Here is a 25,824-nt window from a genome sequence, read left to right as displayed (position 1 = left end):
TTTGTTATTTTTCAACAATCGGGTTATCCTTTGTACGCCCATTTTTGCGTCAAAAGCTTCTTGCTATTGACCTGTCAGGGACGTCTGGATTTCGGGTCTTGTATCACTATACAAGGGGCAAGCAACAGATTGCCAACCCTCATAAGGATAAGTTGAAAGTTTTTGGCCGCACCGCGTCCAACGCATCCGCCTACACAACCCAATCTGCGATAGGATTTATTCATGAGTAAGCTGGTTCTTGTTCTTAACTGTGGCAGCTCTTCCCTGAAGTTTGCCGTCATTGACGCAACCACCGGTGATGACCTGCTGTCCGGCCTGGCCGAGTGCTTCAACCTCGACGACGCCCGCATCAAGTGGAAACTGAATGGCGAGAAGGGCAGTGCCGATCTGGGTGCGGGTGCCGCTCACCAGGAAGCGCTGGACTTCATCGTCAACAAGATCCTGCCGCTCAATCCGGAACTGTCCAAGAACCTGATCGCCATCGGTCACCGTGTTGTTCACGGTGGCGAGCGCTTCACCTCTTCCGTTGTCATCTGCGAAGACGTGATCGCCGGCATCGAAGCTGCTGTTCCGTACGCACCGCTGCACAACCCGGCTCACCTGATCGGTATCCGTGAAGCTCGCCGCGTATTCCCGGCGCTGGCTGACAAGAACGTGGCCGTATTCGATACCGCGTTCCACCAGACCATGCCGGAAGAAGCCTTCCTGTACGCCCTGCCGTACAAGCTCTACAAAGAGAACGGCATCCGTCGCTACGGCGCTCACGGCACCAGCCACTACTATATCAGCCTGGAAGCTGCCAAGCAGCTGAACAAGCCGGTTGAAGAGCTGAACATCATCAACTGCCACCTGGGCAACGGCGGTTCCGTCTGCGCCATCAAGAACGGCAAATCCGTTGATACCTCCATGGGTCTGACCCCGCTGGAAGGCCTTGTTATGGGTACCCGCTCCGGCGATCTGGACCCGGCCATCATCTTCTTCCTGCACGACAAGCTGGGCATGAGCGTGGCCGATATCAACACCATGCTGACCAAAGAGTCCGGCCTGCAGGGTCTGACCGAAGTGACCTCCGACTGCCGTTTCGTTGAAGACAACTACGACAGCAAAGAAGAAGCCAAGCGTGCTATGGACGTTTACTGCTATCGCCTGGCCAAGTACATCGGCGCCTACGCTGCCGCCATGGACGGTCGTCTGGACGCCGTTGTTTTCACCGGTGGTATCGGTGAAAACTCTGCCCCGATCCGTGAAATCACCCTGAACAAGCTGGGTCTGCTGGGCTTTGACGTTGATCACGACGCCAACCTGAAGGCTCGTTTCGGCAAGGGTGGCGAGATCACCAAGGCTGGTTCTACCAAGGCCCTGGTTATCCCGACCAACGAAGAGTGGGTTATCGCCCACGACGCGCTGGAACTGGTCGGCGCTTAATTGACGCAGTAACTCGAGGCCGCCCACCAGGGCGGCCTTTTCCTGATCCCAAAAAATGAACAAGGGGTATAAAGTGGCACGCACTATTATGCTTATCCCGGTCGGCACTGGTGTCGGCGTAACTTCCGTGAGTCTGGGCGTTGTTCGCGCCATGGAGCGTCACGGTGTCAATGTCAGCTTCTTCAAACCGGTTGCCCAGCCGCGTCCGGGTGAAACCGGCGCAGAGCGCTCAACCGCAGTTATCCGCGCTGCTGCCAACATCAACCCGCCCGAGCCGTTCACCCTCTCCTACGCCGAGAACATGATCAGCTCAAGCAACACCGACATCCTGCTGGAAGAGATCGTTGCCCGCTTCGAAGAGCACGTGAAATCCAGTGGTGCCGAAGTGCTGGTTGTCGAAGGTATGGTGCCGACCGACAAGCAGCCCTTTGCCAACAAGCTGAACTACGACGTTGCCAAGGCGCTGGACGCTGACATGGTATTCGTGACCCACCCGGGCCATGACTCCAGCCAGAAGCTGAAAGAGCGCATCGAGCTGGCCTGCTCCAACTTCGGTGGTGTCAACAACCCCCGCATCGTTGGTTGCGTGATCAACAAGGTTGGCGCGCCGGTTGACGAGCATGGCGTAACCCGCCCTGATCTGACCGAGATGTTCGAAGCCCATCACCACGCTTCTGACGCGGCTCACAACCTGGAAGTGCTGCAAGTGTTTGGCAAGAGCCCGCTGCGCATCCTGGGTTGCATCCCCTGGAACACCCAGCTGATCGCCCCGCGCGCCAAGGATCTCGCCAAGCATCTGGCCGCCAAGATCCTGCACAAGGGTGAGCTGGACAGCCGTCGCCTGCAGACCGTGACCTTCTGCGCCCGCTCCATCCACAACATGGTCGAGCACTTCCGTCCGGGCAGCCTGCTGGTGACCTCCGGCGACCGCTCCGACGTCATCGTCTCTGCCTGCCTCTCAGCCATGAACGGCGTCAAGCTGGGCGCCCTGCTGCTGACCGGTAACTATCATCCGGAGCCGCAGGTCATGGCGCTGTGCCAACAGGCTATGGCCACCGGCCTGCCGATCATGATGACCGGTACCAACACCTGGCAGACCGCCGTCAGCCTGCAGAACTTCAACGTCGATATTCCGGAAGATGACCGCGAGCGTATCGAGCTGGTACAGGACTACGTCGCTGGCCACATCGACAAGCACTGGATCGAGTCGCTGACCGTCAGCTCTACCCGTTCCCGTCGCCTGAGCCCGCCGGCGTTCCGTTATCAGCTGACCGAGCTGGCCCGTCAGGCCAACAAGCGTGTCGTGCTGCCGGAAGGCGACGAGCCGCGCACCATCAAGGCTGCCGCCATCTGTGCCGAGCGTGGCATTGCCCGTCCGGTACTGCTGGGTAACCCGGAAGAGATCCGTCGTGTTGCCGAGCAGCAGGGTGTAGTTCTGACCGATCGCGTCGAGATCATCGATCCGGCCGTTGTGCGCGAGCGCTATGTGCCGCGTCTGGTCGAGCTGCGCAAGAACAAGGGCATGACCGAAGTGGTTGCCCGCGAGCAGCTGGAAGACAACGTGGTACTGGGTACCATGATGCTGGAGCGCAATGAAGTTGACGGCCTGGTATCCGGCGCGGTGCACACCACTGCCAACACCATCCGTCCGCCGATGCAGATCATCAAGACCGCGCCGGGCTCTTCCCTGATCTCCTCCATCTTCTTCATGCTGCTGCCTGACCAGGTTCTGGTCTACGGTGACTGCGCGATCAACCCGGATCCGACTGCCGAGCAGCTGGCCGAGATCGCCATCCAGTCCGCCGACTCCGCTGCCGCGTTCGGCATCGAGCCGCGCGTAGCCATGATCTCCTACTCCACCGGTACCTCTGGCGCCGGTGCCGATGTAGAGAAAGTGCGTGAAGCGACCGAGCTGGCCAAGGCCAAGCGCCCCGACCTCATCATCGACGGCCCCCTGCAGTACGACGCGGCCATCATGGAGAACGTGGCCAAGTCCAAGGCACCGAACTCACCGGTTGCCGGTAAAGCCACCGTGTTCGTCTTCCCTGACCTGAACACAGGTAACACCACTTACAAAGCGGTGCAGCGCTCCGCTGACCTGGTCTCCATCGGCCCGATGCTGCAAGGCATGCGCAAGCCGGTCAACGACCTCTCCCGTGGCGCCCTGGTTGACGACATCGTCTATACCATCGCCCTGACCGGTATCCAGGCTGCCCAGGCTGACGAACAAGCCTAATCAGTGCCTGTCTGAAAAAACCGATCACAAAGGCTGCTCACCCAAGGTGAGCAGCTTTTTTTATTGGTACTCTTTTGCCAACCAGAGAAAAACTCCACCAATCTGGCATTTAACAGAATAATGTTATCCATTCTATCGGAGTTCGGAGCTGACAGAACACTAGGAAACCAGCGTGACGCCCGATCGAAACAGAGTTTAAAAGACATGCAATATCATATGGTTGGTAATAGATAACGGCGCAGGCTGACTGCTTATAGCAAATTTTCAGTCATTGGGAGGAGGAACAAGCCTGTCAATAATTGCAGTGAAAAAGACCCACTCGATACGCTATTCATCAATGTGCCACTCGGCAATATCCACATCATGGAGGAATGGAAATGCTGATGAAGAAGCTCTCTGCAGTGATGTTGCTGGCCTGCTTGCCCCTGTTGAACCAACCCGTGCTGGCGGCCGATAAAACCGTTCCCAAACAGACAACTGCGGCGCCCGCAGCTGTTGAGAGCGGGAAGGTAAATATCAATACCGCCACCCTTGCCGAACTCACCAGCCTGAAAGGGATTGGTGACAAGAAGGCACAAGCCATCGTCGACTATCGGGAAAAACAGGGAAAGTTCACCTCGGTCGATCAGCTGGCAGATGTCAATGGCATTGGCCCGGCCACGCTGGAAGCCAACCGTGACATGATCATCGTCAAATAACGTCCGAGCTCTGCATATACAAATGGGGTAGCCTGTGGCTGCCCCATTTTTCTTGGAGTATCATGGCCGCACTTTAATCCCGCTGGATAGTTTTCCATGAAAAAGACTCCTCTGACAGTTCGCAAGGCCGTGCTCCCGGTAGCCGGTCTGGGTACCCGTATGCTGCCAGCCACCAAGGCCATCCCGAAAGAGATGCTGCCGGTGGTCGACAAACCGCTGATCCAGTACGTAGTGCGCGAAGCCATCGCCGCCGGTATCAAAGAGATCGTGCTGGTCACCCACTCGAGCAAGAACTCCATCGAAAACCACTTCGACAAGAGTTTCGAGCTGGAAGCGACCCTCGAGAAGCGAGTCAAGCGTCAGCTGCTGGAAGAGGTGCAACAGATCTGCCCGAAAGACGTCACCATTATGCACGTCCGCCAAGGGGAGGCCAAAGGGCTGGGCCACGCTGTCCTCTGTGCCCGCCCGCTGATCGGTGACAACCCGTTTGCCGTGCTGCTGCCTGATGTGCTGATTGATGAAGTGGCCAGCGACCCGAAAAAAGACAACCTAGCCGAGATGGTGCATATGTTCGAAGAGAACCAGATCAGCCAGATCATGGTGGAAGCGGTTCCCGAAAGCGAAGTGGACAAGTACGGCATCGCCGACATCAAGGGCGAGGCCCTGAGCGAGGGGATGTCCCTGCCGATGCAGGCCATTGTCGAGAAGCCGCCCCGTGACGAAGCCCCCTCCAATCTGGCGGTGGTGGGTCGTTACGTCCTCTCCTCCAATATCTGGCCGCTGCTGGAGAAGACCCCGGCCGGTGCCGGTGACGAGATCCAGCTGACTGACGCCATCGCCATGCTGATGGAGCAGGAGCAGGTCAACGCCTACTTCATGAAGGGCAAGAGCCACGATTGCGGCAGCAAACTCGGCTATATGAAAGCCAATGTGGAATATGCCGTACGCCATCGTGAGCTGAACGGCGAGTTCATCGGTTGGCTGAAGCAGTTCGTCAAACAGTTGTAATCGCTAAAAAATCTGTTTTTTGTAGAGGTATTCGAGGAGCATCAAATGATGCTCCTTTTTCATTTACGCAACAAAAAATCAATCAAGAGTAAATAAACTCTCAGCAAATCATAATGTTGTAATTTATTCACACATGTTCTATAAGGGTTGAGGCGTGTTTCTCGCCCTTGCATAAAAAACTCAAAAAAATATAAGACACAGGTGGAAGTTCCAATGAATAACCCGTCAAAAGGGACCTTTTTAGGTCACCCTAAAGGGCTTTTTTTGCTCTTTAGTACCGAACTGTGGGAGAGATTCTCCTATTACGGCATGCGTGCCGTACTGGTGCTCTATCTGACCGACCTGACTGCCAACGGCGGTCTGGGCTGGAGTCAGGCAGATGCCCTCAAACTCTACGGTATCTATACCGGTCTGGTTTATATCACTCCGCTGATCGGCGGCTGGCTGGCTGACACCTTCCTGGGTCAACGTCGCGCCATCCTGATCGGTGCCGTGCTGATGGCCGCAGGTCAGTTCACTCTGGCACTGCCCCACGCCATGTTCCCGGATATGGTCAACACCATGTTCTACACGGGCCTCGCGTTGCTGATCGTGGGTAACGGCCTGTTCAAACCGAACATCTCCACCATGGTGGGTGACCTCTATGAAGAGGGCGATCACCGCCGTGATGGTGCCTTCACCATCTTCTACATGGGTATCAACCTGGGTTCCCTGCTGGCAGGTGTGATCTGTGGTGCTGCCGCCACGGCCTACGGCTGGCAAGCCGCCTTCGTCGGCGCCGGTATCGGCATGCTGCTCTCTCTGGTGATCCAGGCCACCATGGCCCAGCGTTTCCTGGGTGACATCGGTCGCGTCACTGCCGCCCAGCGCGCAGCCGCCCTGCGTACTACCGAGCAGAAAGCACCGCTGACCAAGCAGGAAGTGGATCGCATCAAGGTTATCCTGGTACTGGGTCTGTTCACTATCATCTTCTGGGCCGGTTTCGAGCAGGCCGGTGGTCTGATGAACCTCTACACCCAGGAGTATACCGACCGCATGATCGGCAGCTTCGAAGTGCCGACCGCCTGGTTCCAGTCCCTGAACCCCTTCTTCATTATCACCCTGGCGCCGGTCGTTGCGGCCATCTGGATCAAGCTCGGCAAGAAAGAGCCGAACTCTCCGGTGAAATTCGCCATGGGTCTGCTGTTCTTGGCTATCGGCTTCCTGTTCATGGTGGGTGCCGTGCTGCAGCAGGGTGGTGACAACACCGTCAAGACCTCCATGTTCTGGCTGGTTGGTGCTTACCTGTTCCACACCCTGGGCGAGCTCTGCCTCTCCCCGATCGGCCTCTCCATGGTGACCAAGCTGGCTCCGCTGCGTCTGGCTTCCCTCATGATGGGTGCCTGGATGGGCTTTATCGCCATCGCCAACTATGCTGCGGGCTTTATCGGCTCCATTGTTGGTGAAGCCGGCCCGATCGCCATCTTCGGTGGCATCGCCCTGGCTGCGGTGCTGAGCGCCCTGTTGCTGCTGACCATGGCTAATCGTCTGGTTTACTGGATGCACGGTGCCGAAGGCCCGGCCAAAGAGCCGCAAGCTCAAGAGAAGAAACTGCACTCCGCCACCGTCTAAACGGTCAGGATTGTAGACAACAGACAGGGCGCCCATCGGGCGCCTTGTCTGTTTTGGTCTCTAGTCAAGCAGCCTCAGTGATGACGCACCTGCACATTGAGCGCACTACCGCTGTCGCTGCGAAACTGCAGATCGAATGGTTCATGCCAGCTGCGTTTGTGCAGAGCGTAGTGGCTGTTGCGCATCAGACCAAGCGGTAATCCACCCGAGCGCATCAACCAGTGGGGGGAAGTGAGCCCGGCATTGGCAAATACCAGCCCATCGTGCTGATCAAACAGCAGAGCAGCCATGGCAAAAGCGTGGCGCAACCCGGACTCCATCAACTGATGGTTTAGGTAGTCGAGCAACCGGTGCGGTTGGCTCAGCAAACGGCTCTCGTTCTGCTGAAACTGGCGATAGGGCACGTTCATCAGAGAGCGCACTAGCGCCCCGCAAAATGCTGCATCCGTCCCCATGATGGGCATCTCCATCACCAGCACCAGCAGCTTGTCTTCCACCTTGAAGGTATCGGGAATGAAGAGGTGCCCAAGCCCCTTGAACGTGACCTGCCAGGGGCCCCACTCCTGCAATCCCGGTGGCTTCAGCCCGGCGAGCAAACGGCTGGCAGCCCGATCATGCGCACTGAAGTAATCCATATGCGCCATCAATTCGAGCTGCTGAGCTCGCGTGGAACTCCCATTCAGGCACTGGTCGATACTGCGATCGACCAGTGCGAAGTTCTCGAGGGGCTTGAGCAGGTAGTCCCGAGCACCGGCACGCAAGGCACTGGCGACCGCCTCCATGGAGCTCTGGGCCGAAATGACGATAACCGGAATATGGGGATAGCGCGCAGAGAGACAGGCGATTACCTCGCGGCCATCCATATTGGGCATATTGAGATCGCACAGTACCACGTCGGGATGATAAATCGCTGCAGCTGACAACCCTTCAATTCCATCCTCAGCCTGAAACACCGTTGCCCCGTCCCGCGCGAGGTAACTCACTAACGAATGGCGAAAAACTGCTTCGTCTTCCACCACCAGGATCCGCAGTCCGGGTTTTGGCATGTTGACAAAAACCTTATGAGTCAATTGTTTATTTAAGTAATAAGACTAGTCTAAATCAGCAGAAATGCCGCGTGCCTTGCGTCACAAATAGCCGGATTGGCTAATCTGCATACCAAAATAGTGCAAGCTGCTGGATTATCGACATAATCCCGCTCTCCCTGCTCAACGCTCCGCGGTACGCTCAATTTTCACCACCCGACCATGCAGGGCACTCACTTGCAGTGTGACGAATTGTGCAGGAGAGCACCATAGGGGATAATGCCCCCCACTCCAGCTCGTGAAGAAGACCATGACCCCAGCCGAATACAGTGCCCTTGCCCACCCCAGATTGTCCCATCCGGCTCGCAGCCTCTATACCCTGCAGCTGCGCCGACTGGTGCTGGAAAATCAGGCGGCCCGGCTCAACTATCCCGAGCTGGGTCGGGCACTGGCAGTGGTCGATCCGGGTGATCCCTGCGGCTTCTCGTTTCAGGTCAATGCCCGTCAGCTCACCGAGCTGTTCGATGAACTGATGGAGGCGGGCCTGCTGCAGGTCGAGGCTCAGCCCGAGAGTGAGCACTACCATCAGTGCCCGTTCCAATTGCCACTGCTGACCCAGAAATTGCGCAGCCCGCTGCCGGAGCGCCCCTTCCAGATGCATCTGCAATGGCGACCGGACGAGGAGCTGCCCGCCCTCGCCCGTCTGTGCGGGGTGATCGATGCCAGCTATAGCGAAGAAGATCTGGGGGAGTTTATCGCCTACTGGCTGGGGCGCCCCGAGGTGTTCGACTCCCAGCATCAATGGATGCTCAAGTTCATTCGCGCCCTCAAGACCCGCCGCTATACCCGTCGCAAACCGATGGAGGTGCAGGGCTACCAGCAGGTGACGCCGGCCCCGGCAGAGTCGGGCCCCAGCAAACGGGCCCAACAGATGATTGAAGAGGCCAAGCGACTGGCCCAACAGCAGACGCAAGAACCCGCAGCGCAGCAGGAGCCGGATAATGATTGATAGCGGCCCCCGCCTGCAGGCAGAATCAACCCCTTGTCTACCCATCCCTGATCGAGCAGAAGGAGCATTCCATGACTGACCCGCAAGATCCCCTGCGCCAGGAGCTGGAAGAGATCGAAGCCAAGCGCCAGAAGATCGCCAAGGCCAAGCAGGATCACCGCATTCACGACCCGGAATTGAGCCGCCATGTGGGTGGCCTGCTGGAGCGCATTCGTCGCCTGCAACAAGAGACCGGTGGCGGCCAGTATGACTACGAGACCCTGCGCAAGGAGTACGACGCCAAGGCCAACGCCGAGGTGCGCGAGCTGCAGAAGGCGGCCCGTCAGGAGCGGATCCAGAAGCTGATCGCCCAAGCCGACCTCAACCCCGACTGGGTATTTGACAAGATGGATGCCACAGATCCGGCGCTGCAATACCCCATCGAAACCGCCCGTTACTTTATCAGCGGTTTCGAGCACTGGGAGAAGAGCGGTGGCGGCTGCATGCTGATCTACGGCGACTACGGCACCGGCAAGTCGACCCTGGCGGGAGCGGTAGCGCATGAGCTGATCGCCCGTCACCAGAAATCGGTGATCTTCCAGCAGTGGGCCTCCATCGTCGATCGACTGTTCTTCAACGTCATCCCCGATCAGGACGAGCGCAACCAGTACCGCCGCGCGCTGGAAGAGGTGGACCTGCTGATCATCGATGAGGTATCAGCCAACCGCGCCAAAATGGCGGAGAGTCAGTCAAGCTTCCTCGGCCACCTGCTGCGCCGTCGTCGCAACCTGTCAAAGAGCGTCATCATCATCACCAACCACACGCCCCAGACCCTGCATCAGGCGATCGGTGATTTCAGCTATGAGGCGATCAAGGCGTTCAATCCGGTGGATATCCACCTGAGTGGCCCCAGCCGTCGCCCCAGCATCGGCAACTACAACGGCTGATCCCTCCCAAAGAGTGCGAGTCGCTGGCGGCTCGCACTCTCTCCTCCCTGCCAGCTCACAAATAGAAACAACTCTCATTTACAGCAGGCGAACAAGCCACTAGGCTAGCCCCTTTTGCCAAAGGAGCTCATCTATGCCAACCACACTGATTTTCGGAGCCAGCCGCGGGCTGGGCCGCGCCTTTACTCATCACGCCCTGAGCCAGGGTCACCGGGTCGTTGCGCTGGTGCGCAGCCCCGAGATGGCCATGGAACTGAGTGCGCTGGGAGTTGAGGTGATCGAAGGGGATGCGCTGGATCCGGCTGCGGTGCAGCAGGCATGCGTCCGGGCAGGGCAAGATGCACAGGTCGTCTCTACCCTCGGCAGCTTCCATCAGGCCGCGCCGGTGGACTATCAGGGCAACCGCCATGTAATCGATGCCATGGAGCAGGCAGGCCTGAAACGACTGCTGCTGGTCACCTCCCTCGGCTGTGGCGACAGCTGGCAATATTTGCCGGAGCGGGCACGCGCCGCCTTCGGTCACGAGGTTCGCCTCAAGAGTCTGGCGGAGAGCTGGCTGCAGACCAGCTCCCTTGCATGGACCATTCTTCGCCCTGCGGGCCTGCAGGATGGCGACGCCACCGGCCGCGCCGAGCTGAGTCAGGGCAAGGAGGTACACGGACTGGTGCGCCGCGCCGATGTGGCCGCCCAAGGGCTGCGCCTGCTGGCGGATGAGACGGCAGTGGGGCAGATCTACGCCATCGGGGATCCCGAACTCCAGCGCAGCTAAAGCAGCAGTAAAACCGCTTAACCCCACCACATAACAAAACGGTCAGCCCAAGGGCTGACCGTTTTCGCTTTACCGCACACGCTATCTCACGGGCGCTTGCCCTATCCCGCTTAACCGGCGGTCGTCTCACTCTGTACGACCGGCTGACTGGCCACCGGCAGTGACTGCTGCCGCTGGCGCAGCAGCAGGCAGGCCAGCACGCCGTAGAGCAGCGCCAGACCCCACAGCTGCCACCAGTAACGGGAAACCTGCGCAAAGTCGGCCCCCATCTGGTTAAGGCGCAGAAAACCCTCGATGGCGGGGATAGTGGGCACCCACTGAGCCAGCCAGTTGAGAGGCGCCGGGATCAGCTCGAGCGGCCAGATAAAGCCCGCCAGAAAAACCAGCGGCAGGGAGGAGATCAGCACCACCTGAGTCGGCAGATCCCGCCGGGTAAATATCGCGCCGAGCACCACGCCAAACCAGCAGGTCGCCAGCAGGAATGGCAGGGCGAACAGCCAAAGCTGCACAGGGTCAGCATGGCGAGCGATGTTGTAGTGATCGAAGCAGAAGCCGAGGAAGTAGCTCACCGGCAGCAGGAACAACCCCGCCAGCACCAGGGTTCTGGCCAGCAGCAGCGGCAACACCGGCGCGCTTTGCCAGTAACCATGCTCGCCGCGGCAACTGCGCTGGTTCTGGGTCGCCCCCAGGATCCCCGCCCCCATCAGCAACACCTGATGGAGGATCAGCACGAACACCGCCGGCACCACGTAATTCACATAGCCCATGGTGGGGTTGAACACCGGTACCACGTTGAGGGCCACCGCATTCCAGCCCATGGCCGCTTGTGGCAGCGCCTCGCCGTGGCTCAGCAGCCGCGCTACCTTCACCTGGGCGGCGAGAGTGCCACCGGCCTGCGCCAGTCCTTCGGCAATGGTGCCGTAGACCAGAAAGTAGGAGGCATCACCGGCATAGCTCAGGGTGACGCTCTTGCCCAACATCAGGTCCCGATAGAAGTGGTTGGGGATATGCAGGATCCCGCTCGCCTTCCCGGCCATCATCAGCTGGCGCGCCTCGGCCAGCGAATTGGCCCGCGCCACCAGCTTCACCTGCGGCGTGGCATCGGCCATAAACTCCAGCTGACGGGACAACTGACTGCCATCCTCGTTGACCACCACCACCGCCTCTTCCCGCGGCAGCTGATGCAGATAGGGCTGGGGATAGAGAAACGAGTAGAAGATCACCCCGCCAAACAGGGTGAGCATGATGGCGCGATCCGCCAGCAGGGTGCGCAGCTCTAGGCGCAACAGATCGACAAATCCCAACATCACTCAGGTTCCTTCTCGGCGACGGCCACTGCGGTAGATTGACGGGCCAGCTCGGCCTGCTGCTTGTAACGGCGTACCACCAGCAGCAGGGGGAGCAGGAACAGCAGCAGCGCCCCCAGTTGCGGCAACGCCGATGCGACGGGCAGACCGTAGTTGCTCTGACCAATCTGCAGCTCGACATAATGAGAGACCGGCAACAGGCTGCGCCAGAAGCGGGCGAAATCCCCCATGGCACTCACCGGAAAGGTGACTCCCATAAAGGCGAAACCGGGCGCAGTGTAAGCCCCCGCCAGCGACAGGGCGCGGGCCGGATCCCGGATGATACCGTAAAAGAAGGCCCCCATGGTGACGCAGGCGGCCGAGGCCAGCCCCAGCCCCACCAGCAATACCAGCCAGCTACCGTGCATGGGGTAGGAGAAGCCCTTGAACAGCAGCAGCGTCCAGACTATCCCCCAACCCCAGCCAATCAGCACATGGGGCAACAGGGTGCGCCAGAGACCAAACCAGACACCGCGAGTGGTCCAGTCCAGCCCCAGCCGATCGGTACGGGCCAGCGCATTGAGGCCGAACAGCACCACCAGGATCTGCCACACCGCGGGCAGAATGGCACTCAGCAGAAACTGGGCATAGCTGGAGTTGAGGTTATAGAGCGCAGTGACCTGACTGCTGATAGGCACCGACTGCCCGAGCGCGCCGGGCAGTGCCTTGCCATCGGCCATCGCCTCCAGCACGCCCACCTGACCATTGAGGGTACCTACCACCTGCGCCAGCGCCGAGTTGACCAGCTTGGCGATCAGGATGAACTGGCCGTTGTTGAACACCGTCACCTGCGGCTGGGTGCCCTGACGGGCATCCCGCTCCAGATGGTTGGGGATCACCACCAGCGCATAGATGTCGCCACCGCGCAGGGCTCGGGCACCGGCATCGATGGAGTCAAACTGTTGCGCCACCTTGAGCCCGGCCGAGCCATTCAGCGAGAAGGCGAGCTGGCGCGACAGCACGCTGTGGTCGAGATCCACCAGCCCTACCTTGAGGTCGCGGGCCAGCCCTGCCGAGAAGATCCAGCAGAGGATCCCCATCAGCAGCAGCGGCACCCAGCTCATCAGGGCACGGCTGAACGGATCCTGCCAAAGCAGCCGAAATTCACGTCTCATCAGAGTTCAACCAGCACACTCATGCCAACCCGCAGCCCCTCAACTGGTTGCAGCGGGCGAGCCTCCACCTGGAAGCTCTTCATGTCGAAACCTTGACGGGTATCGGTGGCACGCCAGGTAGCGAAATCCCCCATCACGGCCACATGGGTCACCTTGAAGCGCACGGTCTGATCGCCAAGGCCCGGGATGCGGGCATCGAACTCGGTACCGACCGGGAAGCGGGGCAGCAGATCCTCGCGAACGTGGAACTGGGCCCAGGCATCGTTCATATCGAGCAGAGTCACCACGGGGAAGCCTTGCGGCGCCAGCTCGCCGCTGCGCAACAACACCTGACTCACTTCACCATTGTGGGGGCTGGTGATGCGGGTGTCGGCCAGATAGGCCTCAACCTCGGCAACAGAACCCGCCGCCATCTTGGCCTTCTCGCGAGCGGCGATCTTGGTCTCTTCCCGCGCCCCTTCCAACGCCATCTGGTACTGTTGCCACGCCATCCCTTCGCTGTAGCGTGCAGCTTGCCAGGCGGTCCACGCCTCGTCGCGTTTTTGCAGGGGCATTACGCCATCACGGTGCAGACTGGCAACCCGCTCATAGGTCTTGCCACGCAGCTGGGCGGCAGCCTTGGCTTTTTGCCACTGATCCTTGGCAGCGGCGATCTGCTGGGCTCGGGCCCCCTTCTCCGCCTCTTGCGCCATGGCGCCCGCAGCGGCCTCACCGGCCTTGGCCTGGCTCAGCTTGGCTTCGATCTCGGGGCTCGCCAGGGTAAAGACCAGCTGATCCTTGGTCAGCTGATCACCCTTTTTAACCAGCACTTCGTCGATGCGACCCGGCACCTTGGAGGAGACCGAATATTGCTGCGCTTCAATCTGCCCTTGCAGATGCACCGGCTCCGGCTGATAGGCCAGCCAGAAGCGCCAGCCGAGCCACACCACCAGGATCACCAGCGCCAGCGGCAACAACAGCGGTTTACCCTGGCTCATCTTCTTTTTGATGGGGGGATGGCTCATCACTTCACCTCGACAAACGGGCGACCCTTGACGGTCGGAAAAGACATGAAAAAAGGGACAGACAGGACCGGGATCATGAGTTCACCTCGATCACCTGACCATGCTGATATTGATTGAAACTGTTCATCTGGCCGGAGAGCGCCAGCAGGCGGGCCAGCGACACCACATATTGATAGGCCGCCGCCGCGCGCTGAGTCTTCACCCCCGCCAGCTGGTTTTGGGCATCTACCACATCAAGGGAGGTAGAGAGTCCCTGCCCGAAGGCCTTGTCCCGCAGTAGCACGTTCTCCTCTGCCAACGCCTGGGTGGAAGAGAGGGATTGATACTCCTCCAGCCCCTGCGCTGCTTCGCGCCAGGTCTTCTCAACGAGCAACTCCAGATCCTTGCGGGTCTTTGCCTGCAGAAGATTGACCTGCAACTCAGCACTCTTGGCGGCCTGCACCGTCTCGGAGCGGCCATCGCGGCTCACCAGCGGCATGCTGACACCCACCCCCACCAGCCAGTCCGGCGCTGTCTTGGAGGCGAGCGAATCATCTTCATAGAGGTTGTAGTTACCGAACAGGAACACCTCGGGGGCATATTTGCCCTGCTCGACCCGGATCAGCCCCTTGGCCTGCTCCTTCTTGGCACTGAGCAGCTTGAGACCGGGGTGCACCTCCAGGGTCTGACTCACCAACCCCTCAAGGCGCGGCAGCTCCTTGTTGACGAACAGGCCGCTGCCCGGCTGGGCATTTGGCAACTTCAGCATGCGGCCAAGGGCCAGCTCGGCGATCTCGAGGCTGCGGCGCGCCTTCTGGGTATCGATGCGGGCCCGATCATAGGCCGACTGGGCGGAGAGGCGCTCCACCCTGGCTATCTGCCCCTGCGCTTCGAGCTTCTTGGCGTGATCCAGATGGTGGGCCAGCCCCTCTTCGATCTCCTGTTTGGTCTGCACCACCTGAGCAGCCAGCACCACGCCGAAATAGGTCTGGGAGAGGCTCTCGAAGGTGGATTGCTGCTTGAGCACCAGCAGCTGCTGCGCCTCGCTCACCTGCGCCTGGCGGATATCCTGCGCCGCATCGATGCGACCACCGGCAAACAACGGCCAGAGCATCTTGACCGAGCTGGTCACCACATTCTGTTTGGTCAGGGGGGTGACAAATGCGTTGGCCCCGACCCCGAACAGGCTGCCGAGCGCCAGGATCAGATCTTTCTGCTTGGCCAGCGGATTGAGATCGAGGGCATCAAGTTCAATCGGCTGATCAAGATGGGTATAGCTGGCCCCCAGATCCACCTTGGGCAGATACATATCCTTGGCCGCCTCGCGCAGCTGCTTGGCCCGATCGACCCCGGCCTGCTCGGCAGCCAGCCCTTCATCCTGCTGGATGACCCGGGTCCAGGCTTCGCCGAAACTGATGGTTTGCGCATGCGCCGACCCCAGCACGGCTCCCATCAGACACGGCCAGAGTGATTTAATGAACCTTGACGTCATAGATCCCCAATCCGCTTTTGTTGCATAAATGTTTGGAGCATTTGCTCGACTTAAGCCCGCTATCATAACGCAAAGCGGGCCTGCAAGTGGACTGACAATTATGCAGGCGTCCGACCCGAATGGTACAGCGCTCACTCTCCGGCAATCTGGCCGTTTTTCAATAACTCCAGAATTTGCAAGCCTTGGCGCGACGTTTTTTTCAGAAAAAAATGGCTGACGCTCAAATACTAACCTTTTCTCCTGCCTAAAAAATGCGTAATATACGCCGCCCTAAGCCGATGGTAACCGTGGAATGCAGATAGGTCCCCACACGCTTGAAACTCCCTTGATTGTGGCTCCCATGGCCGGTGTAACTGACCGACCATTCCGTGAACTTTGTTTGCGATTGGGGGCTGGCATGGCCGTTTCCGAGATGCTGCTGGCCAACCCGGATGTCTGGGATACCCAGAAAACCCGGATGAGGATGGATCACTCTGCAGAAGGCGGATTGCGTTCGGTCCAGATTGCCGGAGCCGACCCCGAGATGATGGCGTTTGCTGCCCGCTACAACGTGGAGCAGGGCGCACAGATCGTCGACATCAACATGGGATGTCCGGCAAAAAAAGTGAATAAGAAGTTGGCAGGTTCTGCCCTGCTGCGAGCCCCCGATCAGGTCAAAGCAATTTGCCGGGCCGTGGTTGATGCAGTGGAGGTGCCTGTCACCTTGAAGATCCGCACAGGATGGGATCCGGATAACCGCAATGGCGTGGAGATCGCCCGAATCGCCGAAGATTGCGGTATCGCGGCCCTTGCCGTGCATGGTCGTACCCGTGCCTGCCTCTACAAGGGCGAAGCGGAGTACGACACGATCAGGGCGATTAAGCAGGCCGTATCGATTCCTGTTGTCGCCAATGGTGACATCAACAGCCCGGAGAAAGCCCGGTATGTCCTCGACTATACCGGTGTTGACGCCGTGATGATCGGCCGAGCTGCGCAAGGACGACCCTGGATTTTCCGGGAAATCCGTCATTTTCTTGAGACGGGCACCAAGCTGCCGCCTCCCGAGAGGGAAGAGGTTCGCACCCTGATGAACGAGCATGTAACCAACCTGCACCGGTTTTATGGTGCATATCTGGGAGCGCGCATAGCCCGTAAACACGTGGGCTGGTATCTGGATGAAGAAGAGACGGGCCGAGAATTCCGTAAGCACTTCAATGCCCTGGATTGCGCAGACGCGCAACTTGAGGCACTCGAAGCGTATTTCGATGGATTAGGTTAACAAGATAACTAAAGAGCCGACCGAATATGTTCGAACAAACCCTGACTTCTGATGCATTGGTAACAACTACTCACAATCACGCTGCCGAGCCGACCCAGCGCCCCCTGCGTGACTCTGTGCAACAGGCCCTGCGTAACTACCTGGCCCAGTTGAACGGTCAGGAAGTGATTGATCTGTACGATATGGTTCTCTCCGAAGTCGAAGCGCCGATGCTGGACGTGATCATGCAGTACACCCGTGGTAACCAGACTCGCGCTGCCGTGATGATGGGTATCAACCGTGGCACCCTGCGCAAGAAGCTCAAGCGTTACGGCATGAACTGATTGCTGGCCGCGAGCCGCGACGGCGGTTCAAGGCAGATGCGAAAGGCGTCAGGTAGCAATACCTGGCGCCTTTCCTTTATGCTCTCCCCTCCATTTCACCATGACGACCCCGATGAACCGCACTCCCCTGCTGCTGATGGTACTGGTCACCCTGCTGGCCGCCGCTGGCTGGCTCTTCTCGAAAGAGGCGATCCGCGAACTGCCCCCTGCCGCCTTTATCGGCAGCCGCTTCCTGCTGGCGGCGCTGCTGTTGCTCCCACTCGCCTGGCTGCGTGAACCGCCGCCGACCCGCGCCCAGCTGGTGCGCGCTGCCGGTTGCGGCACATTGCTCGGTGCCAGCCTGCTGCTGTGGGTCACCGCCATCAGCCAGAGCGATGCGCTGGGCAGCGGCGCATTTATCATGAGCGTCGCCACCCTGATGGCCCCGCTGGCCGCATGGGGAGCCTTTCGGGCCAAGCCCAGCCGCCACTACTGGCTCACCCTGCCCATCGCCATCGCCGGTTTGCTGCTGCTCTCCAGCAGTACCCACTGGGGCGTGTCGCTCTCGCTGTTCTGGTTTCTGGCGGCGGCCACCACCCTCGGCATCCAGCTTGCCGTCCATCGCCACTTCGCCCAATCCATTGCACCGACCTGGCTCACCTGTATCCAGCTGGCGATGACCGGCCTGCTCGGCACCCTGCTCTCCCTGCTGACCGAGCAGTGGCCCGAGGCTGGAGTCAGCCACGGCATCTGGGGCTGGTTTGCGGCGAGCGTCTTGATCGCCACCACATTGCGCTACTGGCTGCTCACCCATGCACTGAGCAAGATGACTACCGCTCACGCAGCCCTGATGATGCTGCTGGAACCGGTCTGGACGCTGATCCTGAGCACCCTCTTCTATAGCGAACCCCTCGGCGGCGCCAAACTGGCCGGAGCCGGACTGGTGCTCGGCGCCCTGGTGCTCTACCAACTGCCCCTGCTGCTGCGCAGTGCCCGCCTCAAAACGCCCGTCTGATACGCGTCACCGCCCTGCTGGGCGGTGTCACCATTTCCCTCCTGTTTGCGTATCTTGTCCAGCCAATGCTGACGTTCTGTTAACGACATTTAACCCTTGGTATCCAGAGGGTTAAAGGGCATACCCCATGAAAAAATGCCATATGGCCAGCTTGATGAAGGTCACATTCCTGCCCCTCTTCGCTCCCTATGATGCCCCCATCATCGGTCTGGACAACCCTGACGATGGCCACACATGGGAATAACAAGAGAAAAGACTATGCAGCAAACCAGCCCCCTCAAGACGGTCACGGTCAGCATATTGGCAACCGCCATGCTGATCTTTGTGGCCCAGTACCTGATAGGCAAACAGGAGATCAAGATAGGCATCGCCATCATTCCGATCCTGCCGATGCTCTTTGCCGTCATCATCGGCATGATTGTCTCCGCCAAGCCGGTCAAGGATCGCATCCCCGGCTGGAAGAGTCTCTTCACCGAGAAAGAAGAGGGCTTCTGCGGCAAGATGGTGGGCTTCAGCCTGCTGATCCTGGGCACCCAGTACGCGGGGATGATTATCCCCAACCTGAAGATGATCCTGAGCGTTGGCGTGCCGCTGTTCCTGCAGGAGATTGGCAACCTGCTGCCGATCCTGATCGCCATCCCGCTGGCGGTGAAGTTCGGCTTTGGCCGTCGCGCCATCGGGGCCTGCTCCTCCATCAGCCGTGAGCCCTCCGTCGCAGTGATTCAGGGCAAGTTCGGCACCGGCTCTCAGGAGTACATCGGCGTGCTGGCCATCTACCTGTGCGGCTCCGTCATCGGCACCCTCTGGTTCAGCGTGCTGGGCAGTATCGCCCCGCTCACCGGTCTGCACCCGCTGGCGCTGGCTGCAGGCTCCGGTGTGGGCTCAGGCTCCATGCTGAGTGCCGCCTCCGGCGCCCTGATCAACGGTCTCGACGAAGCGCTGGCTCAGCAGGTGCTGAGTATCGCGGCAGCCTCGAACCTGCTCTCATCTGCCCTCGGCGCTCTCTCCCTCACCTATCTGGGTCTGCCGCTCGCTGAAAAAATCTATGCCCTGACTGCCAAAGGAGAGAAAGCATGAAAAGCATCGTAATGGATATGCGGTTTGTCTTTCTGGCGATCCTGCTGGCCATGTTCACCCAGACCCTGACCACCGGCACCCCGCTCTGGCTGATGGGTGACAGCTTCATCGCCATGTCGCTGGTGGTGTTCGCTTCGCTGATTGCCAAGCGCTATCTGCCCTCCTCCCTGCCGGCGTTTGCCTATGCCACCATCATCGGCATTCTCATCTGCCTGCCGGAGACCCCGGTGCGCGGTCTCTTTATCGACGCAGTTGCCAAGATCTCCTTCCTCTCCTGCTGCGTACCGCTGCTGGCTTTTGCCGGTCTCTCGGTGGGCGGTCAGCTGGAAGAGCTGAAGAAGATGTCCTGGAAAGTGATCCTGATCTTCATGATCGTCTCCACCTGCTGCTTCTTCGGCGCCTCGCTGGTGGCCCAACTCGGCTTCTCCATTCAAGGGATCATCTGATGAACAACATTCACATTGAACCGGCCCTGCTGGCCCTGCGCGACTTCAGTCAGGAAGTGCGCCACCATCTGCACACCATTCCGGAGGCCTCCGGCGTCGAGTTCAAGACCTCGGCCTACTGCCGCGAGCTGATGGCAGGCTTTGGCTACCGCCTCACCGACTACCCGGGCTTCACCGGTTTTCACGGCGATCTGGTGGTTGATCCTGTGCTGCCGACCATCGCTTTCCGGGCCGACATGGATGGCCTCGAGATGCACGACATGAGCGACGTTGCGTTCAAGTCAACCCACGAGGGGATGGCTCACAACTGCGGTCACGACTCCCATATGGCAATCGCCCTGACTGCGGCCAAGTTTCTGGCTGCCAACCGCGATCGCCTGCAGTACAACGTCCGCTTTATCTTCCAGATGGCGGAAGAGGACATGCGGGTTCCGGGCGCCGAGAAGATGGTCGAACTGGGCTGCATGAAGGGGGTGGACGAGGTCTATGCCCTCCATAACGACGGCGCCATGGAGACCGGCACCATCAAGTTCAACCACGGTGTCATGTCCTCCTGGGGCTCCGCCTGGACGCTGGATGTGCACGGCATCTCCGCCCACGGTTCCACTCCCCACAAAGGGCTGGATGCCATCCGTGAAGCGGTGCGGATCATCGAGGATATGGACTACATCGTCGCCAAGCGCACCAGCCCGTTCAGCCCGGCGGTGTTTGGCTGCGGCATGATCAACGGCGGCACCATTCCCAATGCCATCGCTGACCATGTGCAGGCGCGCGGTACCATCCGTGCCATGGATGCCGAGACCGACCAGATCCTGAAGAACAGCTTCAAGGAGATCGTGGCCCAGAGCGAACTGCGCGGCTTCAAGACCAAGATGGTCTATGCCGGGTATCCGGCGGTCGAGAACCACGCCGATGCCTGCGCCCGCCTGCTGCAAGCGGCCGCCGACGTATTGCCCTCCGAGGGGATCAACGCTCAGGGTCAGCCGATGACCGGCAGCGAAGACTTCAGCTATATGGTCAACGCCTGCCGTGGCCGCAAGGGAGCCATGTTCTTCCTCGGCAGCGGCTGTCAGGCCAAGGGGATCTGCAACTATCTGCATGCGAATCCCTACTATCTGGATGACGACTGCCTGTTAGTGGGAGCCCAGATCTTTATCAATCTGGCCACGACTAAAAGCGCCTGACAGGCCAAGGGATTTGCAACTACCTGCATCAGGTCAAATCCCCTACTACCTGGATGACGACTGCCTGCTGGTCGGAGCCCAGATCTTTATCAATCTGGCGACCCGCAGCGCTTAATCCCGCATACCGATAAAACCAGAAGAGAGGCCAAGGCCTCTCTTTTTTGTTTCTGTATTTTTGCTCTGTGTACGACAAACAACCCGCGGCTAGAGCCACGGCAACTCCGCCATATTGGCGGCGGGCGGCTGGTTGATAAGGTGCAGCTGTACCGTCTCCCGGCTGATATGGGGGGCGTAGAGGTGGATAAAGTCGTACATGTAGTCACGCAAATGGGCATGTTTGCGCAGGCAGATGTGGGTGGCGCTCGAGGCGATCAGGTGGTCGATATTGAGACTCACCAGATCCTCCCTGTCCCCCTCGTCAAAGGCCACGCTTGCAATCACCCCGACCCCCATGCCGAGCCGGACGTAGTGCTTGATCACGTCGGTATCGGTGGCGGTCAGCACGGTTTTCGGCGAGAGGCCGTGGCGGCTGAAGGCCTTGTCCATCTTGGAGCGACCGGTAAAGCCGAACACATAGGTGATGAGGGGATAGCGGGCCAGATCCGCCATCGACAGCGGCTGGCAGTCAAGCAGCGGATGACCGTGGGGCACCACCACACTGCGCCCCCAACGATAACAGGGGACGGCGGCCAGCTCGTCGAACAGGTACATGGACTCGGTGGCGATCGCCATATCCACATCGCCGCTTTGCACCATCTGGGCCAGTTGGGCAGGCGCCCCCTGATGGAGCTGGATCGCCACATCGGGATAACGACGGCTGAACTCGGTGATCACCGCTGGCAGCTTGTAGCGCGCCTGGGTGTGGGTGGTGGCGATACGCAGCACCCCGCTGGTGGCCAGCTGCTCCCCGAGCGACAGCTGGTTGATCTGCTCCACCTGTGCCACCACCCCCTTGGCCAGCTCCATCACCTGCTCGCCTGCGCTGGTCAAGCCGACCAGATTCTTCCCCTTGCGGGTAAAGAGGGCGAGCCCCAGCTCATCTTCCAGCATCTTCATCTGCTTGCTGAGGGTTGGCTGGGAGGTGTAGAGCTTCTCCGCCGTCGCCGAGATGTTGAAGTTGTTCTTCACAATCTCGGTAAAGTTCTTGAGCCGGGCGATGTTCATCTGGGCAAGGGATCTCGCTGCTGCGGCCAGTGGGGCTGACCTGAAAAAGAGAGAGCGGGGCTGGCCCCGCAGCTGACTGCCGACCATACCACAGCGCGGTGCACGATAATCTGCCTCAGGTCAGAAAGCAGCGAGCTAGTCGCTGGCGAGCTTGATCCCTAGCCCGACAAACAGGGTGCCAATGCCCCGGTTGAGCCAGCGACCAAGACGCTGTGACAACCGTACCCTGTGGCTGGCATAGACGGTGGTAAAGACCAGCAAGTGACACCAGATGATGCCGCCCAGGTTGAAGATGCAACCAAGCAGGATAAAGGCGAGCGCCTTGTCGGGGGCATCCGGTGCGATGAACTGGGGCACGAAGGCGAGGAAAAAGAGCGCGACCTTGGGGTTGAGCACATTGGTCAGCACACCCTGCCGGTAAATCTGGCCATAGGATAGGGCGGGCAAGGTGAGCCCTCTCTCCATGGAACCCGTTGCTTGCTGGCGCAGCAGGGAGAACCCCAGATAGATCAGGTAGATGGCGCCAGCCAGCTTGATAAGGGCAAACAGCTCGGCCGAGGCACTGAGCAGGGCCGACAGACCGAGGGCCGCCGCCAACACATGCACCATGACACCAGTGCCGATGCCAAGGGTCGCGACCGAACCGGCACGCCACCCTTGCGAACCGCTGCGCAGCATAACCAGCAGGGAGTCGGGTCCCGGCATGATGTTGAGCAGCAGCCCCGAGACCATAAACAGAGCAAGATCATGAATACCGAACATCACCCCTCCCATCATAAAGAAAAACCAAACAAAGAGGGCTCCGCAGAGCCCTCTTTCCTTTCACTCTGCGGCAGCTGACGAGTCATCAGCTGTCCCGCCAGCCATCAAGGCCGCAGCGCCTTGTCCGCCCGCGAGATACCGCAGACGCCGGAGCGCACCACTTCGATGATCTCGTTGGTCTGGGCGGCAGTCTTGATAAAGGCATCCAGCTTCTCGCTGGTGCCCACCAGCTGCACCGTGTACTGCTCGGGGGTGACGTCGACGATCTGGCCACGGAAGATATCCGCCAGCCGTTTCAGCTCGTCACGGGCCCCACCGGCGGCGCGCGCCTTGACTAGCGCGATCTCCCGCTCGATATGCTCCCCTTCGCTCAAATCGCACACTTTGAGCACATCCACCAGCTTGTGCAGTTGCTTCTGGATCTGCTCCAGCACCCGCTCGTCACCCATGGTGACTATGGTCATGCGCGACAGAGTGGGATCCTCGGTCGGTGCCACCGTCAGGGTCTCGATGTTGTAGCCGCGCTGGGAGAAGAGACCCACCACGCGGCTCAGGGCGCCGGATTCGTTCTCCAGCAGTACCGAAATGATATGCCTCATGATATTTCCCCCGCCTTGCTCAGCCACATCTCGTCCTTGATGGAACCAAACTTGAGCTCCTTGAGCACGACCGAAATAATATGTTCCATCGTCAGGTTCTCTCCGTCTTGCTCAGCCACATCTCATCCATGGCGCCAAACTTGATCTGCATCGGATAGACGTGCTCATCCGGGTCGACCGAGATATCCATGAACACCAGCCGATCCTTCATGGCGAAGGCCTTCTCCATGGCGCTCTCCAGCTCGGCCGGATCGCTCACCGCGATGCCGACGTGGCCGTAGGCTTCCGCCAGTTTGACGAAGTCCGGCAGGGACTCCATGTAGGAGTGGCTGTGACGGCCGCCGTAGAACATCTTCTGCCACTGCTTGACCATGCCCAGCGCACGGTTGTTTATGGAGATGATCTTGATGGGCACCCCGTACTGCATGCAGGTAGAGAGCTCCTGAATATTCATCTGCACCGAGCCGTCGCCGGTGACGCAGCAGACCACCGCATCCGGGTTGGCAAACTGGGCCCCCATGGCGGCCGGAATGCCGAATCCCATAGTGCCGAGGCCCCCCGAGTTTATCCACTGGCGCGGTTTGGCAAACGGGTAGTAGAGGGCAGCAAACATCTGGTGCTGGCCCACGTCGGAGGCAACGAACGCCTGACCCTGAGTCACCTTGTAGAGGGTCTCGATCACCTGTTGCGGCTTGATCTGGGTGGACGATTTTTCGTAGGCTAGACAGTGACGGGAGCGCCACTGATTGATCTGGTTCCACCAGTCCGCCAGCGCCTCCTTGTCGTTATCGAAGCCACACTCGCGGATCACTTCCAGCATCTGCTCCAGCACGGTTTCCACCGAGCCGACGATAGGCACATGGGCCTGCACCGTCTTGGAGATGGAGGTGGGGTCGATATCGATATGGACCACGGTCGCATTGGGGCAGAACTTGGCCACGTTGTTGGTGACGCGGTCATCGAAGCGGGCACCCACGGCAAAGATGAGATCCGCGTTGTGCATGGTCTTGTTGGCTTCGAAGGTGCCGTGCATCCCCAGCATGCCGATAAATTGCGGATGGACACCGGAGAAAGCCCCCAGCCCCATCAGGGTGGTGGTCACCGGCAGGTTCAGCAGCTCCGCCAGCTTGGTCACCAGATGGTCCGCATTGGCGTTGATAGCGCCGCCGCCCACGTACATCACCGGGCGCTGGGCTTCTACCAGCAGCTTGGCAGCCCGCTTGATCTGCCCTTTATGACCAGACTTGGTCGGGTTGTAGGAGCGCAGGGAGACTGTCTCGGGATACTGGTAGGGGAATTTTTCTTTCGGGTTCTGCACATCTTTGGGCAGATCCACCACCACCGGCCCCGGGCGGCCGCTGGCGGCAATGTAGTAGGCCTTCTTGATGGCCTCAGGGATATCGCTCGCCTTCTTGCACAGGAAGCTGTGCTTCACCACCGGGCGGGAGATACCGATCATGTCGGTCTCCTGGAACGCATCCTCACCGATCATGCTGGTCGGCACCTGGCCGGAGAGGATCACCAGCGGAATGGAATCCATATAGGCGGTGGCAATACCGGTAATGCAGTTGGTCGCTCCCGGGCCTGACGTTACCAGCACTGTCCCCACCTTGCCGGTGGAACGGGCGTAACCGTCCGCCATGTGAACCGCGGCTTGCTCGTGCCGCACCAAGACATGCTCCATCTTGCCGTTTTCGAAGAGAGCGTCATAGATGTCGAGCACTGAGCCACCAGGGTAGCCGAAGACGTGCTCAACTCCCTGATCTTCCAGCGCTCTAACCACCATCTGGGCGCCTGATAACATCTCCATGATAAAGCCCTCCAGGCTTTGCTCCGTTTAGCGAATCCCGCCGACGATGCCGTGCTTCCCGGCACAGCCCGATCCGTTTCTTGTTGTTATCTGAATGCAGATCGGTCCAATTCAGCCCCGTCGACAGTAGAAAAAAAGGATTTTTCCGTCATTCACACGAAAATAGGGTGAAAAACCAACTTAACCCGCTTCATAACGCTTGTCCACGGCTTTATCTGACCAGAACAGTCATACATTTCAACCGGCTATTAACATTCAATGACTTGCCGCAGCGACCATGAGACAAAAGGGAAGGAAGTCGGGGAATGGCCAGCGGATCATTCCGCTGAGGGGGAAAACAGCCACAAAAAAGCCCACCGTTCAGCGGTGGGCTTGATGCCGGATGATGACTCAGTTGTCCTGATCCGGCTCCGCCAACCAGATCTGCTGATCCGGATCTGTCTCTTCACTGACCGAAATGCTGACACCCATATCGAGCAACTCGTGCAGGGTGAGATTGTCAGCCAGGTTCATGACTTCGCCGTTTTCATTGGTAAAGCGCATTTGCTCCGTCCTCTCCTTGGT

Annotated in this window: 24 protein-coding genes; 14 read left to right on the top strand and 10 right to left on the bottom strand. The window is 59.5% G+C overall.

Annotation, left to right across the window (positions count from 1 at the left end; all coding sequences use genetic code 11):
* Positions 1-222 precede the first annotated feature (222 nt).
* From G5380_RS18940 to G5380_RS18920, 5 genes are all read left to right on the top strand, one after another.
* Positions 223-1,425, top strand: coding sequence for an acetate kinase (locus G5380_RS18940; protein ID WP_005349210.1), 1,203 nt, complete (start codon positions 223-225; stop codon positions 1,423-1,425).
* A 55-nt stretch (positions 1,426-1,480) separates the two neighbouring features.
* Positions 1,481-3,661: a phosphate acetyltransferase gene (gene pta, locus G5380_RS18935; RefSeq protein ID WP_005339119.1), complete on the top strand. Its 2,181-nt coding sequence runs from the start codon at positions 1,481-1,483 to the stop codon at positions 3,659-3,661.
* A 377-nt stretch (positions 3,662-4,038) separates the two neighbouring features.
* Positions 4,039-4,359: a ComEA family DNA-binding protein gene (locus G5380_RS18930; protein ID WP_216952910.1), complete on the top strand. Its 321-nt coding sequence runs from the start codon at positions 4,039-4,041 to the stop codon at positions 4,357-4,359.
* 96 nt (positions 4,360-4,455) lie between these two features.
* Positions 4,456-5,367 carry a UTP--glucose-1-phosphate uridylyltransferase GalU gene (galU, locus tag G5380_RS18925; protein ID WP_227341976.1) on the top strand — a complete coding sequence of 304 codons (912 nt, stop codon included), beginning with the start codon at positions 4,456-4,458 and terminating at the stop codon, positions 5,365-5,367.
* A 213-nt stretch (positions 5,368-5,580) separates the two neighbouring features.
* Positions 5,581-6,978, top strand: coding sequence for a peptide MFS transporter (locus G5380_RS18920; RefSeq protein WP_227341975.1), 1,398 nt, complete (start codon positions 5,581-5,583; stop codon positions 6,976-6,978).
* A gap of 74 nt (positions 6,979-7,052) precedes the next feature.
* On the opposite strand, the gene G5380_RS18915 is transcribed toward G5380_RS18920, so the two are convergent.
* Complete coding sequence (locus tag G5380_RS18915) at positions 7,053-8,024, bottom strand: response regulator (protein WP_216952909.1); 972 nt, start codon at positions 8,022-8,024, stop codon at positions 7,053-7,055.
* Positions 8,025-8,313: 289 nt separating this feature from the next.
* Between G5380_RS18915 and G5380_RS18910 the strand changes: the two genes are divergently transcribed.
* From G5380_RS18910 to G5380_RS18900, 3 genes are all read left to right on the top strand, one after another.
* A complete protein-coding gene (locus G5380_RS18910; protein WP_005349201.1) occupies positions 8,314-9,012 on the top strand; it encodes a DnaT-like ssDNA-binding domain-containing protein in 699 nt (232 codons plus the stop codon).
* Positions 9,013-9,083: 71 nt separating this feature from the next.
* Positions 9,084-9,938, top strand: coding sequence for a DnaA ATPase domain-containing protein (locus G5380_RS18905; protein ID WP_019445022.1), 855 nt, complete (start codon positions 9,084-9,086; stop codon positions 9,936-9,938).
* A 133-nt stretch (positions 9,939-10,071) separates the two neighbouring features.
* Positions 10,072-10,707 (top strand): NAD(P)-dependent oxidoreductase, encoded by a 636-nt coding sequence (locus tag G5380_RS18900; RefSeq protein ID WP_421353014.1) that lies wholly within the window; start codon positions 10,072-10,074, stop codon positions 10,705-10,707.
* A 110-nt stretch (positions 10,708-10,817) separates the two neighbouring features.
* On the opposite strand, the gene G5380_RS18895 is transcribed toward G5380_RS18900, so the two are convergent.
* The 4 genes from G5380_RS18895 to G5380_RS18880 all read right to left on the bottom strand — a co-directional run bounded on the left by G5380_RS18895 (position 10,818) and on the right by G5380_RS18880 (position 15,643).
* Complete coding sequence (locus G5380_RS18895; RefSeq protein WP_421353013.1) at positions 10,818-12,014, bottom strand: ABC transporter permease; 1,197 nt, start codon at positions 12,012-12,014, stop codon at positions 10,818-10,820.
* A complete protein-coding gene (locus G5380_RS18890) occupies positions 12,014-13,168 on the bottom strand; it encodes an ABC transporter permease (protein WP_421353012.1) in 1,155 nt (384 codons plus the stop codon). The genes G5380_RS18895 and G5380_RS18890 overlap by 1 nt, the downstream gene beginning before the upstream one ends.
* Entirely contained in the window at positions 13,168-14,172 is a 1,005-nt protein-coding gene (locus tag G5380_RS18885; RefSeq protein WP_421259519.1) for an HlyD family secretion protein, read from the bottom strand. The genes G5380_RS18890 and G5380_RS18885 overlap by 1 nt, the downstream gene beginning before the upstream one ends.
* Positions 14,173-14,245: 73 nt before the next feature.
* Positions 14,246-15,643 carry a TolC family protein gene (locus G5380_RS18880; protein ID WP_421353011.1) on the bottom strand — a complete coding sequence of 466 codons (1,398 nt, stop codon included), beginning with the start codon at positions 15,641-15,643 and terminating at the stop codon, positions 14,246-14,248.
* 292 nt (positions 15,644-15,935) lie between these two features.
* Between G5380_RS18880 and dusB the strand changes: the two genes are divergently transcribed.
* The 6 genes from dusB (at position 15,936) to G5380_RS18850 (ending at position 20,925) form a co-directional block, all read left to right on the top strand.
* Positions 15,936-16,901, top strand: coding sequence for a tRNA dihydrouridine synthase DusB (gene dusB / locus G5380_RS18875; RefSeq protein ID WP_019445016.1), 966 nt, complete (start codon positions 15,936-15,938; stop codon positions 16,899-16,901).
* Between the two features lie 26 nt (positions 16,902-16,927).
* A complete protein-coding gene (gene fis / locus G5380_RS18870; protein ID WP_005309538.1) occupies positions 16,928-17,224 on the top strand; it encodes a DNA-binding transcriptional regulator Fis in 297 nt (98 codons plus the stop codon).
* Between the two features lie 112 nt (positions 17,225-17,336).
* A complete protein-coding gene (locus G5380_RS18865) occupies positions 17,337-18,218 on the top strand; it encodes a DMT family transporter (RefSeq protein ID WP_421209976.1) in 882 nt (293 codons plus the stop codon).
* Positions 18,219-18,476: 258 nt separating this feature from the next.
* On the top strand, positions 18,477-19,295 hold the full coding sequence (locus G5380_RS18860; protein ID WP_005358215.1) for a DUF3100 domain-containing protein: 819 nt from the start codon (positions 18,477-18,479) through the stop codon (positions 19,293-19,295).
* Positions 19,292-19,741 (top strand): hypothetical protein, encoded by a 450-nt coding sequence (locus G5380_RS18855; protein ID WP_033114935.1) that lies wholly within the window; start codon positions 19,292-19,294, stop codon positions 19,739-19,741. The genes G5380_RS18860 and G5380_RS18855 overlap by 4 nt, the downstream gene beginning before the upstream one ends.
* Positions 19,741-20,925, top strand: coding sequence for a M20 metallopeptidase family protein (locus G5380_RS18850; protein ID WP_421353010.1), 1,185 nt, complete (start codon positions 19,741-19,743; stop codon positions 20,923-20,925). Before G5380_RS18855 ends, G5380_RS18850 begins: the two co-directional genes overlap by 1 nt.
* Positions 20,926-21,129: 204 nt before the next feature.
* Here the strand turns inward: G5380_RS18850 and G5380_RS18845 are convergent, their stop codons facing one another.
* The 5 genes from G5380_RS18845 to G5380_RS18825 all read right to left on the bottom strand — a co-directional run bounded on the left by G5380_RS18845 (position 21,130) and on the right by G5380_RS18825 (position 25,803).
* A complete protein-coding gene (locus G5380_RS18845) occupies positions 21,130-22,089 on the bottom strand; it encodes a LysR substrate-binding domain-containing protein (RefSeq protein WP_421255710.1) in 960 nt (319 codons plus the stop codon).
* Between the two features lie 135 nt (positions 22,090-22,224).
* Positions 22,225-22,851 (bottom strand): LysE family translocator, encoded by a 627-nt coding sequence (locus G5380_RS18840; RefSeq protein ID WP_421209970.1) that lies wholly within the window; start codon positions 22,849-22,851, stop codon positions 22,225-22,227.
* A gap of 104 nt (positions 22,852-22,955) precedes the next feature.
* Positions 22,956-23,450 (bottom strand): acetolactate synthase small subunit, encoded by a 495-nt coding sequence (gene ilvN / locus G5380_RS18835; RefSeq protein ID WP_005311605.1) that lies wholly within the window; start codon positions 23,448-23,450, stop codon positions 22,956-22,958.
* A 91-nt stretch (positions 23,451-23,541) separates the two neighbouring features.
* Positions 23,542-25,260 (bottom strand): acetolactate synthase 3 large subunit, encoded by a 1,719-nt coding sequence (locus G5380_RS18830; RefSeq protein WP_227341950.1) that lies wholly within the window; start codon positions 25,258-25,260, stop codon positions 23,542-23,544.
* A 390-nt stretch (positions 25,261-25,650) separates the two neighbouring features.
* The gene (locus G5380_RS18825) at positions 25,651-25,803 is read right to left on the bottom strand and encodes a hypothetical protein (RefSeq protein ID WP_005341188.1); all 153 of its coding nucleotides are present in this window, start codon (positions 25,801-25,803) and stop codon (positions 25,651-25,653) included.
* Positions 25,804-25,824: the final 21 nt, after the last annotated feature.

The organism is Aeromonas sp. 604443 (assembly GCF_049170315.1).
In the GTDB taxonomy this organism is placed as follows: domain Bacteria; phylum Pseudomonadota; class Gammaproteobacteria; order Enterobacterales; family Aeromonadaceae; genus Aeromonas; species Aeromonas veronii_A.
The sequence above is the reverse complement of the archived record's forward strand: the minus strand, read 5'-3'. Positions and strand labels throughout refer to the sequence as shown.